General features: G+C 30.4%; 16 protein-coding genes. 3 read left to right on the forward strand and 13 right to left on the reverse strand.

What is annotated here, in order from left to right:
• Window positions 1–7: 7 nt before the first annotated feature.
• On the reverse strand, window positions 8–559 hold the full coding sequence (locus tag CCE28_RS14070) for a hypothetical protein (protein ID WP_095134369.1): 552 nt from the start codon (window positions 557–559) through the stop codon (window positions 8–10).
• A 512-nt stretch (window positions 560–1,071) separates the two neighbouring features.
• Between CCE28_RS14070 and CCE28_RS14075 the strand changes: the two genes are divergently transcribed.
• On the forward strand, window positions 1,072–1,590 hold the full coding sequence (locus tag CCE28_RS14075) for a hypothetical protein (protein WP_095134370.1): 519 nt from the start codon (window positions 1,072–1,074) through the stop codon (window positions 1,588–1,590).
• A gap of 187 nt (window positions 1,591–1,777) precedes the next feature.
• On the opposite strand, the gene CCE28_RS14080 is transcribed toward CCE28_RS14075, so the two are convergent.
• The 5 genes from CCE28_RS14080 to CCE28_RS14095 all read right to left on the reverse strand — a co-directional run bounded on the left by CCE28_RS14080 (window position 1,778) and on the right by CCE28_RS14095 (window position 6,206).
• On the reverse strand, window positions 1,778–4,471 hold the full coding sequence (locus CCE28_RS14080) for a heavy metal translocating P-type ATPase (protein ID WP_095134371.1): 2,694 nt from the start codon (window positions 4,469–4,471) through the stop codon (window positions 1,778–1,780).
• Window positions 4,472–4,799: 328 nt separating this feature from the next.
• Window positions 4,800–5,261: a hypothetical protein gene (locus CCE28_RS14085; protein ID WP_095134372.1), complete on the reverse strand. Its 462-nt coding sequence runs from the start codon at window positions 5,259–5,261 to the stop codon at window positions 4,800–4,802.
• Window positions 5,262–5,506: 245 nt separating this feature from the next.
• Complete coding sequence (locus CCE28_RS22775; protein WP_278277563.1) at window positions 5,507–5,638, reverse strand: LDCC motif putative metal-binding protein; 132 nt, start codon at window positions 5,636–5,638, stop codon at window positions 5,507–5,509.
• Window positions 5,639–5,682: 44 nt separating this feature from the next.
• Window positions 5,683–5,913 (reverse strand): zinc ribbon domain-containing protein, encoded by a 231-nt coding sequence (locus tag CCE28_RS14090; protein ID WP_176461836.1) that lies wholly within the window; start codon window positions 5,911–5,913, stop codon window positions 5,683–5,685.
• Window positions 5,913–6,206 (reverse strand): hypothetical protein, encoded by a 294-nt coding sequence (locus tag CCE28_RS14095; RefSeq protein ID WP_095134374.1) that lies wholly within the window; start codon window positions 6,204–6,206, stop codon window positions 5,913–5,915. Before CCE28_RS14095 ends, CCE28_RS14090 begins: the two co-directional genes overlap by 1 nt.
• 430 nt (window positions 6,207–6,636) lie before the next feature.
• Here CCE28_RS14095 and CCE28_RS14100 point away from each other — a divergent pair, with 430 nt between their 5' ends.
• Complete coding sequence (locus tag CCE28_RS14100) at window positions 6,637–7,062, forward strand: SoxR reducing system RseC family protein (protein WP_095134375.1); 426 nt, start codon at window positions 6,637–6,639, stop codon at window positions 7,060–7,062.
• A gap of 149 nt (window positions 7,063–7,211) precedes the next feature.
• On the opposite strand, the gene CCE28_RS14105 is transcribed toward CCE28_RS14100, so the two are convergent.
• The 7 genes from CCE28_RS14105 to lgt all read right to left on the reverse strand — a co-directional run bounded on the left by CCE28_RS14105 (window position 7,212) and on the right by lgt (window position 13,154).
• A complete protein-coding gene (locus CCE28_RS14105) occupies window positions 7,212–7,964 on the reverse strand; it encodes a peptidoglycan-binding domain-containing protein (protein WP_095134376.1) in 753 nt (250 codons plus the stop codon).
• A 25-nt stretch (window positions 7,965–7,989) separates the two neighbouring features.
• Window positions 7,990–8,160: an aspartyl-phosphate phosphatase Spo0E family protein gene (locus CCE28_RS14110; RefSeq protein WP_095134377.1), complete on the reverse strand. Its 171-nt coding sequence runs from the start codon at window positions 8,158–8,160 to the stop codon at window positions 7,990–7,992.
• 86 nt (window positions 8,161–8,246) lie between these two features.
• A complete protein-coding gene (locus tag CCE28_RS14115; RefSeq protein WP_095134378.1) occupies window positions 8,247–10,289 on the reverse strand; it encodes a spermine/spermidine synthase domain-containing protein in 2,043 nt (680 codons plus the stop codon).
• Between the two features lie 310 nt (window positions 10,290–10,599).
• Window positions 10,600–11,607 (reverse strand): endolytic transglycosylase MltG, encoded by a 1,008-nt coding sequence (mltG, locus tag CCE28_RS14120; RefSeq protein WP_095134379.1) that lies wholly within the window; start codon window positions 11,605–11,607, stop codon window positions 10,600–10,602.
• 36 nt (window positions 11,608–11,643) lie between these two features.
• The gene (locus tag CCE28_RS14125; protein ID WP_242972984.1) at window positions 11,644–11,907 is read right to left on the reverse strand and encodes a DUF2933 domain-containing protein; all 264 of its coding nucleotides are present in this window, start codon (window positions 11,905–11,907) and stop codon (window positions 11,644–11,646) included.
• Window positions 11,908–11,918: 11 nt separating this feature from the next.
• Window positions 11,919–12,305, reverse strand: a complete 387-nt coding sequence (locus CCE28_RS14130) for a NusG domain II-containing protein (protein ID WP_095134380.1) — start codon at window positions 12,303–12,305, stop codon at window positions 11,919–11,921.
• A gap of 18 nt (window positions 12,306–12,323) precedes the next feature.
• A complete protein-coding gene (lgt, locus tag CCE28_RS14135; RefSeq protein ID WP_242972985.1) occupies window positions 12,324–13,154 on the reverse strand; it encodes a prolipoprotein diacylglyceryl transferase in 831 nt (276 codons plus the stop codon).
• Window positions 13,155–13,323: 169 nt separating this feature from the next.
• On the opposite strand from lgt, the gene CCE28_RS14140 reads away from it, so the two are divergent.
• Window positions 13,324–13,671 carry a DUF2680 domain-containing protein gene (locus CCE28_RS14140; RefSeq protein ID WP_095134382.1) on the forward strand — a complete coding sequence of 116 codons (348 nt, stop codon included), beginning with the start codon at window positions 13,324–13,326 and terminating at the stop codon, window positions 13,669–13,671.
• Window positions 13,672–13,848 lie beyond the last annotated feature (177 nt).

Raw genomic sequence — 13,848 nt, forward strand, 5'->3', positions numbered from 1 at the left:
AAGTATTTTATTTACTCAAAGATTGCAACGCTTCTTCATCCCAAATAAACTTTCTTGATTGTATCTCATCTAATCCCTTTATTTCTAACTCAATAGAACTTGTAGATTCATCAACCATATTCTTTTCTTTGTATTTTTTAGGTACTTTTAAATAGCCAGAAATATGGTGACCACTCCCATTTTCCTTTTCCCATATAATACCTTCATCCACAGTGAATCCATTGTTATTTTTAACATTGGATAAATCAGCAAAATCTATATTATCTAATTCAACGGAGTGTGTATTAAACATAAGCTCAAAAATCAAATATTCTTCATTATCTTCTGAAAGATTATGAAAGTATGCTGCCACATCTACACTTCCTTGGCTATCTACCCTTATAAATTCTTCATTTATTTTATCTTCATCTTCATAAGATTCATCATCTACATTTTCAACAATATTATTTTCTTCTACTATCTCTTCACTTAACTTTTGTGTATTTGAATATTTATTAAATGAAAATATTAGTGTTGCAGAGACTATTAACACTAGTATTATAATCAATATTTTTTTCATAAAATTATACTTCTCCTCTTCTTAAAATGGCTTTTCTTCACAATTGAATCATAAATGAATAAGGCTATCTAAAAAGATAACCTATAATATTTATCTTAGTAAATAAAAGGATACTAAACCTATTATTCCTAATATAACTATTGGCATTGGTACAGGAAAACTACTATTATTACGGTTTCCGCCTCCACAGCATCCCATAATGTAACACCTCCTATGTTTATTTAAAATCTATATACTAGTACAGCAATTAGCATGCCAACTGTATGAATGTCTATTTACCAGCATATTTGCCCACTTATCCTTTTTATACTGTGTCAAATGACACATAGTTTGTGTTATATAAAACATGTCTCTTTAGTAAATAAAGGCTGTGTTAAAGAACTGTGTTGTTTTGCATAGCATAGTTTTTTGTTATAATGAGATTGCTTTGGTATTTTTCTTACATATTTTTATAACCCGCAAGCTACACAGTATAATATGAAGATTAATTGAATAAAAAGGAGGATCAACAAATGAAGAAGATATTATTGTTAACTTTGGTATGTGTATTTGTTCTAGGAGGTTTAGCTTATGCAGAAGGGAATGCTGTATTAATTACTCCTGAGACTTCTAATGAAGAAGTTAAAGAAGAATCTATAGCCGATAAAGAGCTAACAGGAAATCCTATATTAGATAAGATCATTGCTAATGGTGAAGGAGTAGAAAAGGCTCTTGTTGACAATATTGCCACTTGTGGAATTGCAAGTTATCCATCAGGAACTAAATCAAAAATAGTCATACGTACAGGAGATTGGGTGCTTTCAGATGATTACAATATTGAAATCTCTATCGAAGATTATCAGAAAAATACTTCTTATGTTTATTGGGATATATTGAATGAAATTTTCCCAACAGAAGCAGAAAAGGCTTGGAATAACACCGATACAAAAGTAATACCTCAAACTGGTGTAATGGGTGTTGCGGATGGAAAACAATATAGGATAGTTAATTATGCAAACACGATTAGTGTTTATATTAATGAAAGTAAATAAACATAGAAAAGAGGGGTCTTGATTATTAGACACCTCTCTTTTTATTGTCTAATAACGACACTATACTTTAACACGGCCTAAATAAAAAAGACCGTTATAAGTCATTTGTAGACTTATCGGTCTTATTTTTAAATATTAAAGTATTATTTAAAGAATCTAATATATAGCTATAAAGTCATATATTTCATTACTTTACACTTACAACCTCGTAACCTGCATCCTCTATTGCTCCTTTTAACTCTTCATCTTGTACTTCATTTGATAATTGAACTACTGCTTTTTTCTCTGTTAAATTTACATCTACATCTGTAACTCCGCTAACTGCTTTTAAAGCTTTGGTAACGTGTCCAACACAGTGACCACAACTCATTCCTTCAATTAATATTTCCTTTTTCATAAATATTTCCTCCTTAAAGTTATTTTTAATTATTGGCTTAAAACCTTTTAACCTAAGTGCATTTAAAAGTACAGATACGGAACTAAATGACATTGCTGCCGCTGCAAACATAGGGTTAAGCTTTGGTCCTCCAAATATATAGAACAGTCCAGCAGCTAAAGGTATCCCTGCTGAATTATAGGCGAATGCCCAGAATAAATTTTGCTTAATATTTTTTATTGTATTTTTACTTAGTTGTATTGCCGTAACCACATCTAAAAGATCACTCTTCATGAGAACAATATCTGCCGACTCCATGGCCACATCTGTTCCAGATCCTATGGCAATACCCACATCTGCTTGAGCTAATGCTGGAGCATCATTAATACCATCTCCAACCATGGCAACAATATTTCCTGTTTCCTGCAGTTTCTTAACTTCATTTGCTTTATCCTCTGGTAAAACCTCTGCAAGTACAATATCAATTCCAACCTGCTTTGCAATTGCTTCTGCAGTTCTTTTATTATCTCCCGTAATCATTGCGACTTTTATGCCCATCTCATGTAATTTTTTAATAGCAAAGACGCTATTTTCCTTGGTTACATCTGCCACAGCAATTATTCCTGCTAGCTTATTGTCTATTGCCATAAACATAGGGGTTTTACCTTCACTTGCTAATCTATCTGATTCTTCCTGTAATGTTATTTCTATATTTCTCTCATTCATTAGTTTTTTATTTCCAAGAAGTATATTTTTTTCATCTAAGGTAACTTCTATTCCGTGTCCTGGTATGGCACTAAATTTATCTACTTTTGAAAAATTTAATCCCTTTTCTTCTGCGCCCTTAACAATTGCTTCTCCTAGAGGATGTTCTGATCCCTTTTCTGCACTAGCAGCTAATTGTAATATTTCATCTTTTTCATATCCATTAGTAGTTATTACATCTGTTACCTTTGGTTTTCCCTCTGTAATAGTACCTGTCTTGTCAAAAACAATTGTCTTTATTTTATGGGCCGTTTCTAAAGGTGCTCCACCTTTAATCAGTACTCCATATTCAGCACCTTTTCCTGTTCCAACCATTATTGCAGTAGGTGTAGCCAAACCTAGAGCACATGGACAAGCTATAACTAAAACGGAAATGAAAATTGTTAAGGAAAATATTCCAGATTCTCCTGAAATAAACCATCCCAATCCAGCTATAATTGCAATTCCTATTACTATTGGGACAAAATAACCAGAAATAATATCTGCCAACTTAGCAATTGGCGCCTTTGATCCTTGAGCATCTTCTACTAATTTAATAATCTGCGCTAAAGCAGTATCTTTTCCTACTTTAGTTGCCTTGAATTTTATCAAACCATTTTTGTTAATACTTGCACCCGTAACACTGGATCCAGGTTCTTTTTCTACAGGCATACTTTCTCCCGTTAACATGGATTCATCTACAGAAGTGTTCCCCTCTATTACAACTCCATCTACAGGTATTTTTTCACCAGGTTTCACAAGTATAATATCTCCTACTTCCACTTCTTCTATTGGAATAACTATTTCCTTATCATTTTGAATGACAGTAGCAGTTTTTGGCGCTAATCCCATAAGTTTTTTAATAGCTTCAGAAGTTTTCCCCTTAGAAACAGATTCTAAATATTTCCCTAGTAGAATCAATGTAATAATAACTCCTGCCGTTTCAAAATATAAATCTTGAGCAAATTCCATTTTCCCTGCTGCTATTTCCTTAACTGCAAATAATCCATATAAAATGGCTGCACTAGTTCCTATTGCAATAAGGGAATCCATATTAGGATTTCTTCTTATTAAAGATTTAAATCCTACAGTGTAAAACTTATTCCCTGCCATAAGAACAGGTATTGTTAATAACAGCTGTATTATTGCAAAGTTTAAAGGATTAACTGATGGATCAATTATAGTCGGTAAATATAAACCAAGCATATGGCCCATGGCAATATATAAAAGGGGTATAGTAAACACTGCAGATACTATAAACTTTTTCCAAAGAGTTTTCATCTCTTTAACTCTTCTCTCTTTTTCCTCATCTACTTGTTTTCCTGCTTCAATTTCTAAGGGCTTATAACCTGCCTTTTCTATTGCCTGTTTTATTTCTGAGATTCTAGTTGCATTTGCATCATACACTACAGTGGCCTTTTCTGTAGCAAAATTAACACTTACATCCTGTGCTCCTTCAAGTTTTTTAATAGATTTTTCTACATTTGCTGCACAGGATGCACAAGTCATACCTGATATGGGTATAGAAACTTCTCTGAGATTGATCTCTCCCTCTGCACCATACCCAGCATTAGTAATTGCTTTTTTAATATCTTCAATGCTAGTTTTTGTTTCATCAAATTCTACATCAAGTTTCTCTGTAGCAATGTTAACATTTACTTTAGTAACTCCTTCTACTTTGTTGACACTTCTTTCAACTGCCTTTACACAAGCTGCACATGTCATTCCTAATATATTAAGGGTTTCTTTTTTTCTCCCCATATTTACACTCCTCTCTTGTATGTCTGTTTCATATCTTTATATAAAGTATATACCCCATAGGGGTATGTGTAAAGTGTATTTTTTATTTTTCTTTTAGTTTTATTTCCCATCACACTCCAAACCAACTCACATGCAGATTACAAAACTTATATCAATTCTAGTCATTCCATTTGTTTTTCAAGTTTCATGAATTTCATACCCATACCCGGTACATCATCTCCATTTTTATATATCCATTCATTCTCATATTTATGTAAACAAAAACTCTTGAATGTATTAATTATAGTTTGTAGAAAACTTTAATTAATACATTCAAGAGCCTTTTATACTATTTAAATCTATACATACTATTCCTATTAGAAGAATCTGAATGACAACCTTCAGCTCCACCCATAGAATTATGCATTTGTATCATAGTATCCTTATCTATACTTTCCATCATTCTTGCCATGTCCTCATAACCACCACTTCTCATAATATTAATCATATTGTCATAGTCTTTATCTGTCATGTTATTCATAAATTCATCCATGGATTTGTAATCATTATCACTCATATAATCTGCCATATTTCCATATCCATTTTCTGACATAATCTCAATCATACCTTCGTAATATTTGTCATTCTTATTGCTTTCTAATTTTTCTTCGTTTTTCCATAGTTTCCTTTCCATATTAAATTTACTCATTTCCTCACCTTTATTATCTTTAGTGGCAGCGTAACCAAAACCTGTTGCCCCTCCTATAATTAAAATTCCTGACATTAAAAGTATTACACTTTTTCTTTTCATAATTAAATTCCTCCTAATAATTTTTATACTATATATTTACTTCGCAATATTTATGCCAAAGGAAAAAATAAAAACTTGTTGAATAATATACCTTTCACTTTGTATATTTGTGAAAATAATGTAGGAAATACTACAGTTCCTGTAGCATTTCATTAAAATCCTATGGAAACTACATGGGCTAATAAAAATGTCAGGCGCTCCTATTTATTCACCTGACATAATAAAATCATCATATTCTCAAATAACTATTTAGACTTTGTGGATTTAGAACCATTACTTTTTTTATTTACATCACAGCATTCTAATCTTTCTGATCCAAAGTTCTTCTTATTTGCATCACTTATTTTTTTTATATAATCTTCAAACCACTTTTTCATTTTGTGCTCCTCCTTTAAATTTTCATTATCAGTTATAGTTACAGCTATTCACAATATGGACATGCTCTCCAATTTACATCTATCATTTGTCCACATTTCTCACACTTTCTTTTTAATTTTTCCTTACAATTTGGACAGTAATTATACTCTTCCTTTAATATAAAACCACAACTATTACAGCTACTTAGGTTTGAATTCACATTACATGAGCATGAATCCTCACCCTTCACAAAAATACATATGACTATGACAGATATGATTAATATGGCAAGCATCATGGTTTCTTCCCATCCCTTTCTAATTCAGAACCACAATAAGGACATGTTTTCCATTTTTCCTCTAGTTTAGCTTTGCAAAAACAGCAACTTTCATGTGCTCTCTTACGCTTATTTATCCATAATATTGTTAAAACTAGGAGTGCTATGGCCATATAAATTCCTAACAATTTCAGTCCATCTACACCTGTTCCACATGTGCTACCTCCATATATAAAGTGATGTTTGTTATTTTGAAAAAACATAAGTAGTAAAAGAACGAGAATTAATATTCCTGCCATTATTTTTTTCATCACGTGGCTTCCCTTCCTCATTTGTGTCTTTTCACACACGCTTAATTATTTTTTCTATTATTGCTATGGCCTCCACAGCATCCTCCACCTTTAAACATACGATATACTATAAATCCAAATAGGATAATATACAGTATTTTATAGATTATCATTATATACACAGCTCCCTTCATACTTAAATTTTGTTTATAATAACTTATATATATTGTAAATACTTACACTTACGCCTATAGTTATAAAGAAAATGGCTGATGCAACAACAATATGTTTAAACTTATCCATAGTGTATCCTCTCCCTTAAAGAGTTTGTATTTGTAATCATTCTGTATTTAATGCAAAAATAATGCCAACTTTAATAATAGAATTTTATTTTTTTATATGGACTGGCATCATTATTGCGTATAAACTTAAATAGGAAGGAGTGATTTTTATGGAAACAATAGGTAGAGTTGTAAGCACAAATAATGAATTTGCTAAAATTGAAGTAATGAGGACAAGTGCTTGTGGAGAAAAATGTAGCAGTTGTGGCGGAGGATGCAGCAAGACAGGCATGTATATAGATGTGAAAAATACTTTAAATGCAAAATCTAGTCAATTCATAAAGGTTGAAATAGAAACAAAAACTATAATGAAAGCAGGTTTTTTAGTATATATATTACCCCTTTTCATGCTAATCATAGGCGCCGTATCAGGTTATTATATCCATGGCCTATTTAATATGACTTTTCCTTCAGATCTCTTTAGTTTGTTATTAGGAGTACTTTTTCTAGGATTATCCTATGGCATAGTTAGAATATTTGATCGAAATTATAACTCTAAAGGAAAAATACAATATAAAATGACTAAAATACTTTAAATGTTCCATATAAAGTAAACTATAATCAAAAAAATTAAGGGTATTGCAGAATCATCTTTTAAATTTCGAATTCTGCATACCCTCAATTTTTTAATAAAGTTCTAATCAACTATTTTTATAGATTTTTCAATCCTTGTACTATTCTTTCATTATTTATTTAAAAATTCTCTAGCAATTCTAACGGCATTTTGATGTTTAGGCTCAACCCTATTACTTTTATGGGTCTTACTTAGTAAGAAATGAACATCAAAATGTCCATCCATATTATTGCCATTTATAAAATCTGAACCATGGGGCATACCTGCCATTGACCCTGGAATTTTCAGACCAGCAACTTCTACAACAATAGGTCTCCTTTTCCATGACCACTGATTATTGTATAGTGACTTCATAATTGCCGTATCCTCCTTTGTTAATGTTTCTGAATCTGCATGGTTAGTTCCATAAGTTCTTTTTATATTAAACTGTTTACCTGTTTGAACATCTGTAACTTTAACAACAGTCCCTCGAGGTATAATATCTTTTATTTTTCCAAACCAAGTCCATTCAGAAACTGGTGAACGACTTGCTCCTCGTGATACTTGAATAGATTTATTTTTTTTACTATTTAGCAAATTTAATGTTGCTGCCCCTACAACTCCATCAGCCGAAAGATTGTTCTCCCTTTGAAACTTCTGAACTGACGTCTTTGTTATATTCCCAAAGTATCCTGTTGCTTTACCATTAAAATAGCCTAATTCTCTCAATTTGTTTTGAATTGTTACAACAGATTGACCCCTTGCTCCTTTTTTCAGTATCTGGGTTGTATTATTAGTAGAGTGTGCATAGGCACTCATTCCTATAATAGGTTGTATCAATAAACTTAAACTTATAATCCCAGCAATTATTTTTTTATTAATCATTTGTTCCTCCTCATATTTTCACTTGTTAATAATTCTTTTCTCTATAATACTTTACAATCAATATATCTAATCCTTCACTTAACTTTATTGTTTTTTCATCTACTATCCTATTGTTTAATATTAATCTATCTTCCAGTTGTTTTCTAAGAGCATTGATTTGTTTAAGAAGGTTATAATTCAGTACCTTTTCCCCCATTTCTTCACTCCTTTATCCTGAGGCCTTCTTTCCTAATGGATTTATCATATACAATAACAGGTATATGATTGCACCCATATAAATTGTTAAATTAAATCCAAATCACTTGTCATACTCATTATGTTACTCAGATTTAGTTGTATAATAACAATTGCAATTCCAGTTAGTAGGAGATACATTGGAGATTTGTCTGTAAAGTTTTTTATCTTTTTATGACCACTCAAAACACTTCCAATACCACTACTTACTAAAATACTAAATAACATAACACTAAATGCTAAGGATGGGTTTCCAAAATACAATATCATCTTTTGAATAGTTGGAATCTCTACTAACATATAAGCTATTCCTAAACCCATAAAGTATTTAACCGGTTCCTTATGCTCTTTTCTATTTGCATATTTTATTCTTATTAGAAACCAAATAAATAGTATTCCCCAAAAAACATATTGAATCTGGGCAGGTAAAGTTTTTGTATAGTTGTAAAAGAATGGACTATCATCTTTAATAGATTTAACATTAAAGTTGATTTTATTTAACAATTCTTCATAGGTTATTTTTTTATCCTTTAGTAGCTTATATAATTCATTCTCACCACCTGGATAATGAATGACCTCTCTATTTTGAACTTTTGCAGTTTCCCTAACAATATTTATTTCTTCTTCTGTAAAAGGAGTTGATTTAAAAATAACCAGGGGCATTTTAACATTGCTTTTATGATTATTTTTATGTCGTTTGTCCATCCCATTTACAATAATAAAATAATCTGTAACATTTTCTTGTCTCACCCCCTTATGTAATAACACTTCTATTCCTGTATTTACGACCCTTAATAGGTCTAGATTATTATGCATCATAAAACTTAGCTTTCCATTTTCATTTAGATTGCCAAAATATTTTTCAACTGCTTCATAGGTATATATATAATTCTCTGATAATGAATACATAGTATTTTCTATAGCATTTGTCATTACCATGGAAAGGTATATATTGTCATATTTCTTGTTACTATTTTCAATAAAATTCCTACCATCTTGATTATATACATTTACTTCAGGTCTATTATAAATGTCTCCACTAAAATCCCTAAAACTATTTACAGCTTCAATAGTTGAAGTATTAATCTCCACTGCATCTATATTCTCACTTTCACCTAATAGAGCAAACAAAACATCCTTTCCTCCCCCAGAGCCAATTACCAGGGTATTATGGTTATTTCCAAATGCGAAGGGGATATAATTTACTTTCTTTTTAAGGTGCTCTATAGATTTTATATTTCCATCAAATTTAATAATAGGAGCTGATGCTCCACCATCTGTAACAATGATTTTTTCATTTTCATTAGTGGTCTCAATAACATCTGTCCTTGAAATGGCATCCCATTTTGTAAAGGGAATATCTTTTGGCTTTTCCTTACTATCCTTTAAATAACTGATTAGAGTGTTTGGGCTTAAATAATATGCATTAAAGGGCTTTTCCATTTGCTTTATTATATTAGCTTCCATGAAACCTGCTCCTAACAATAGGCTACACAATCCTAAAATAAGCATCTTTTTATACTCCTTGCAATGAACATAAATTAGGATTGATGCAATTAAAGACATAATACATACCACCACAACACTTCTCATAAATCCAAATTGATTCATTAAGGGTATCACTGCCAAACTCCCTAAGGATGACCCTACTAAATCCATAAAATATAGTTTATTACTATTCTTTTCATTTTCTTTAAACATACTTGAGATGACAATCCCTCCCATTACAAAGGAAATGGCACCTATAAGTGCATATAATATACTAATTTTCATAAATGGAAGATAATACATGGCACCAATAGATAATAAAATACTTATGGGTATCCAAACAGAATATTTTTTCAATAAATGTTCTGGTATTATTTTCTTATTTGCCTTTAGGATTTTATACGTATATATGCCACCAATACCGCTCCCTAAAATAGCAAATGATACTACTAAAAATACTAGATTTACGCTTAGAATAACAGAAAATAATCTAGTTAATAGTATTTCATACAAAAATAATGAAAATCCTATTAAAAACATGGCTAAATATAAGTATACTCTATTACTACATTCAATTTTATTTTGTGTTTTGGAATGTGACATTTTTGTCCTCCTTATTTTTAAATCTCATATTTTAAATTAGGCTTATAATCAAGTTTTTTATAAAAGCAAAACCTTAAACTATAGCACTTTCATTTTTATTAGTAATAACACTTCTAATCTGTGTTTTGCCATATAATATAATCCCATAAAATATATAAGCACATTTCATGCCAACATTAAAGCATACTATTTTAATTGGTTTCTATAGGATTATAAATTTATCATAGGATATGCTGTGGCAAATGGCACAATCCTATTATGATTTCCTACAGCTAAATAAATATATAAAGAATAAAACTCCCAAGTAATTTTACTTGGAAGTTTTATTCTTTATATATTTATTTACATTTTGTAAGTGTTCCTTATAGGTTTTACTAAATACGTGACCATTTTCTCCTAAGACATAATATAGATAATCATTATCTTCTGGATAAAGGGCAGCTTCTATAGAAGCTTTGCCTGGTGAAGCTATGGGACCAGGTGGAAGTCCTTTAAATAAATAGGTATTATACTTAGATTCAACTTTGAGATCATCATATGTTACTCTACTTATATTACCAGTACCTTTCATATTTCCATATATAACTGATGCATCTATTTGAAGGGGCATTCCTATTTTAAGTCGATTATATATTACTCCTCCTATGGCCTTTCGCTCTTTATCATTAGCTGCTTCCTTTTCAATTAAAGAAGCTATTGTAATAATCTCATTAATGGTAAGGCCTAATTCTTCTGCACGCATACGATGCTCTTGAGAAAATACGTCTTGAAGCTTATTAAACATAGTGTTTATAATATCTTCTTCACTAGATCCTATAGGAATATGATAAGTATCTGGAAACAAATATCCTTCTAACTGATAAAATACATATTCTCTTTCCATAACCATTGTATTTTTATTTAATATGTCTAAACCTGCATTAATAAATTTTTCTTTATTCACTAGATTATTTTTCTCTAATTTAAATGCAATTTGATACAGATTATACCCCTCTGGAAATGTCATAACAACATATTCAACACTTGGTTTTTCAAGTATCTCTAAAAGTTCTTGTAATTTAATTTTTCCAGGCAAAGAGTATTTACCCGTCTTTATCTTTTTCTCAAAACCTTTTAATTTTGCATATAGGACAAAATACTTATCTGAGGAAATAATATTATTTTCCTTTAGATTTCTAGATACCTCCCACAAGCTTGAACCTTCTTTAATATAAATGACAGTTTCCTTTTCATTAATAGTAAAATTATAGATTTTATATATACTAAAAGAAATTATACAACATATAATCAAGATCCCTATAAATATTTTTTTCTTCATATTACATCTCCAGTCAATTCATCCTAAAATTAGCTATTATTTTTTTTGTCCTCCATGGCAAGATCCTTTTTTTCCTGATTTCATCATCATAAACATCATGCCTATATGAAGCAATGGACATAATAAAAATGCAAGGGATGATAATATACCTCCTTTTATACCGAATAAGGGTAGGCCTGCTATGACAAGAATTGGCAATAAGCAGCATAACATCATCATTGCCCCATGTTTCATCATTCCTTTTTTCTCTACATCATTATTACCATTACACTCTTTATTATTCTTGTTTAAATTAACCATTTAATCTCCTCCTAATATGTTATTATATCTAACTCTTCTTCAGAATTACTCTGAAAAGTTACCATGATTTTATTTGGTAGGCAAACAATACTTTCATATTCCTTATTAATCCAACCTGTTTGTGAACATATGCTTTTAGGACATATAGCCTTATCCATTTTCAACATTCTAACACTTCCATCCTTCACCTCTATGTGTCCTGTATTATTATTAAATTGAAAATCATAAATCTTACCTGGCCCACTTTTTTCAATAGATATTTTCTTTATTATTTTATCCTCAATCTTAATGACTACATATTTTTCATTACTATTAGATCCTAGGACTGGTAAAGATACAATCCCTACAATACTCAAAATGAGTATTGAAATAATTAATACTTTATCGCCTATAGTCATTTATTTCCTCCTTATAGACTAATGTATATAATAATAGATCCCTGCCCCCACAATTCCTATTATTAATGTAAATAGATATTCGCCATTTGACACAGTTACTGTGTTATTTGATACATATTTCTCATCTATTTGTTCCTTATTCTTTATAATTCTACTTATAAAAATTGCCACAATTATAATAATAAGGCTAGTAATATGAGCTATAGTAAAAGGCTCAACCACAATAGGATTTGATCTAAAGAATTCTACAATCCCTCTTATAAGTGAAAATCCAATAATATACTCTATAAATAACTGTCCATTATATGTGATTTTATCTCTTTTTCTCCATAGATACGTAAATAGGATTAGGTCTAAAAATAATTCATATAATTGGGCTGGATGTAGTATTTGACCATTTATTTTTATTCCCCATGGATATATACTTTTCATGGGAATTCCAAATACATCACAACCTATCCTTCCAATAGCTTGCCCAATAATAATTCCTGGAGCAAAGGCATCAGCAGCACGCCAAAAGGATATATTGTTTTTCTTTGTATACCATAGGGCAAATAATATGCCTCCAATTAATCCTCCCTGTATGGATAAACCACCTTCTCGCACGAAAAATACTGCCTTTGGATTTTTTAAATAATAATCAAAGTTAAATGCTATAACATAGTACAATCTTGCACCTATTAAGGAAGCCATAATTGAATAAGTTCCTAAATCAAGGAGCTTATTATTATCTAAACCTTTTCTCTTTCCTTCTCTCATCATAATCCATAATCCAGTAAGTATTCCTAGAGCTATTGTTATACCAAAGAAATAAATACTAAAATGTCCAACAATAAAAATTTCTTTCAAAATTGCCCCTCCTTTCATACAAATCTATTTATGCAAGTTTACTGCCAATCACTTTATATAAATTTATTTTCTTGACATGGAAATAAAATACTTTTATCTTCATAATTCCTCCATAATCATTTTTTATAATAATTTTAAATAACAAATACATGTTAAAGGAGGAATTTTTATGAAAAAGATTTTAACTATGATTGTCATTGCTTCACTACTTACTCTTACTTTTGCTTCAATGGCTTTTGCTGCAGAGACAAATGAAACCCCTGAGTGGTACAAAGATATGCTTAAATGGAGAAAGGAGCAAGTTAACCAATCCGCCCAAGATGGATATTTAACTAAGGATCAAGCAGAAGCTTGGAACGAACACTTAGATTACATGGAAAAATGGCATAATGAAAATGGATTTAATACACCTGGCATGGGCTTTGGCGGTTGTCATGGAGGGTATGGCAATAGAACAGGATTTAGAGGTGGATTTGGTCCTGGTATGATGAATAATTATAATTTACAAAATCAATAGTTTTATAAAATAGCTATGGAATTATTCCATAGCTATTTTATATTTATATTGTTTTTTTATGAAACTAAATTAGATTTTAATATTCTAAAATAGGTTCTACAATCACAGTCAAAAGGAAATATATGTAAAAAACTTAAGAGTGTGTTAAAATTTATAAGGATATGTTTATTGGAGTTT

This window comes from Anaeromicrobium sediminis, assembly GCF_002270055.1.
In the GTDB taxonomy this organism is placed as follows: domain Bacteria; phylum Bacillota; class Clostridia; order Peptostreptococcales; family Thermotaleaceae; genus Anaeromicrobium; species Anaeromicrobium sediminis.

Coding starts and splice junctions, on each gene's coding strand:
- CCE28_RS14070 (WP_095134369.1), bottom strand. CDS start 559: ATGAAAAAAATATTGATTATAATACTAGTGTTAATAGTCTCTGCAACA.
- CCE28_RS14075 (WP_095134370.1), top strand. CDS start 1,072: ATGAAGAAGATATTATTGTTAACTTTGGTATGTGTATTTGTTCTAGGA.
- CCE28_RS14080 (WP_095134371.1), bottom strand. CDS start 4,471: ATGGGGAGAAAAAAAGAAACCCTTAATATATTAGGAATGACATGTGCA.
- CCE28_RS14085 (WP_095134372.1), bottom strand. CDS start 5,261: ATGAAAAGAAAAAGTGTAATACTTTTAATGTCAGGAATTTTAATTATA.
- CCE28_RS22775 (WP_278277563.1), bottom strand. CDS start 5,638: ATGAAAAAGTGGTTTGAAGATTATATAAAAAAAATAAGTGATGCAAAT.
- CCE28_RS14090 (WP_176461836.1), bottom strand. CDS start 5,913: ATGCTTGCCATATTAATCATATCTGTCATAGTCATATGTATTTTTGTG.
- CCE28_RS14095 (WP_095134374.1), bottom strand. CDS start 6,206: ATGAAAAAAATAATGGCAGGAATATTAATTCTCGTTCTTTTACTACTT.
- CCE28_RS14100 (WP_095134375.1), top strand. CDS start 6,637: ATGGAAACAATAGGTAGAGTTGTAAGCACAAATAATGAATTTGCTAAA.
- CCE28_RS14105 (WP_095134376.1), bottom strand. CDS start 7,964: ATGATTAATAAAAAAATAATTGCTGGGATTATAAGTTTAAGTTTATTG.
- CCE28_RS14110 (WP_095134377.1), bottom strand. CDS start 8,160: ATGGGGGAAAAGGTACTGAATTATAACCTTCTTAAACAAATCAATGCT.
- CCE28_RS14115 (WP_095134378.1), bottom strand. CDS start 10,289: ATGTCACATTCCAAAACACAAAATAAAATTGAATGTAGTAATAGAGTA.
- mltG (WP_095134379.1), bottom strand. CDS start 11,607: ATGAAGAAAAAAATATTTATAGGGATCTTGATTATATGTTGTATAATT.
- CCE28_RS14125 (WP_242972984.1), bottom strand. CDS start 11,907: ATGGTTAATTTAAACAAGAATAATAAAGAGTGTAATGGTAATAATGAT.
- CCE28_RS14130 (WP_095134380.1), bottom strand. CDS start 12,305: ATGACTATAGGCGATAAAGTATTAATTATTTCAATACTCATTTTGAGT.
- CCE28_RS14140 (WP_095134382.1), top strand. CDS start 13,324: ATGAAAAAGATTTTAACTATGATTGTCATTGCTTCACTACTTACTCTT.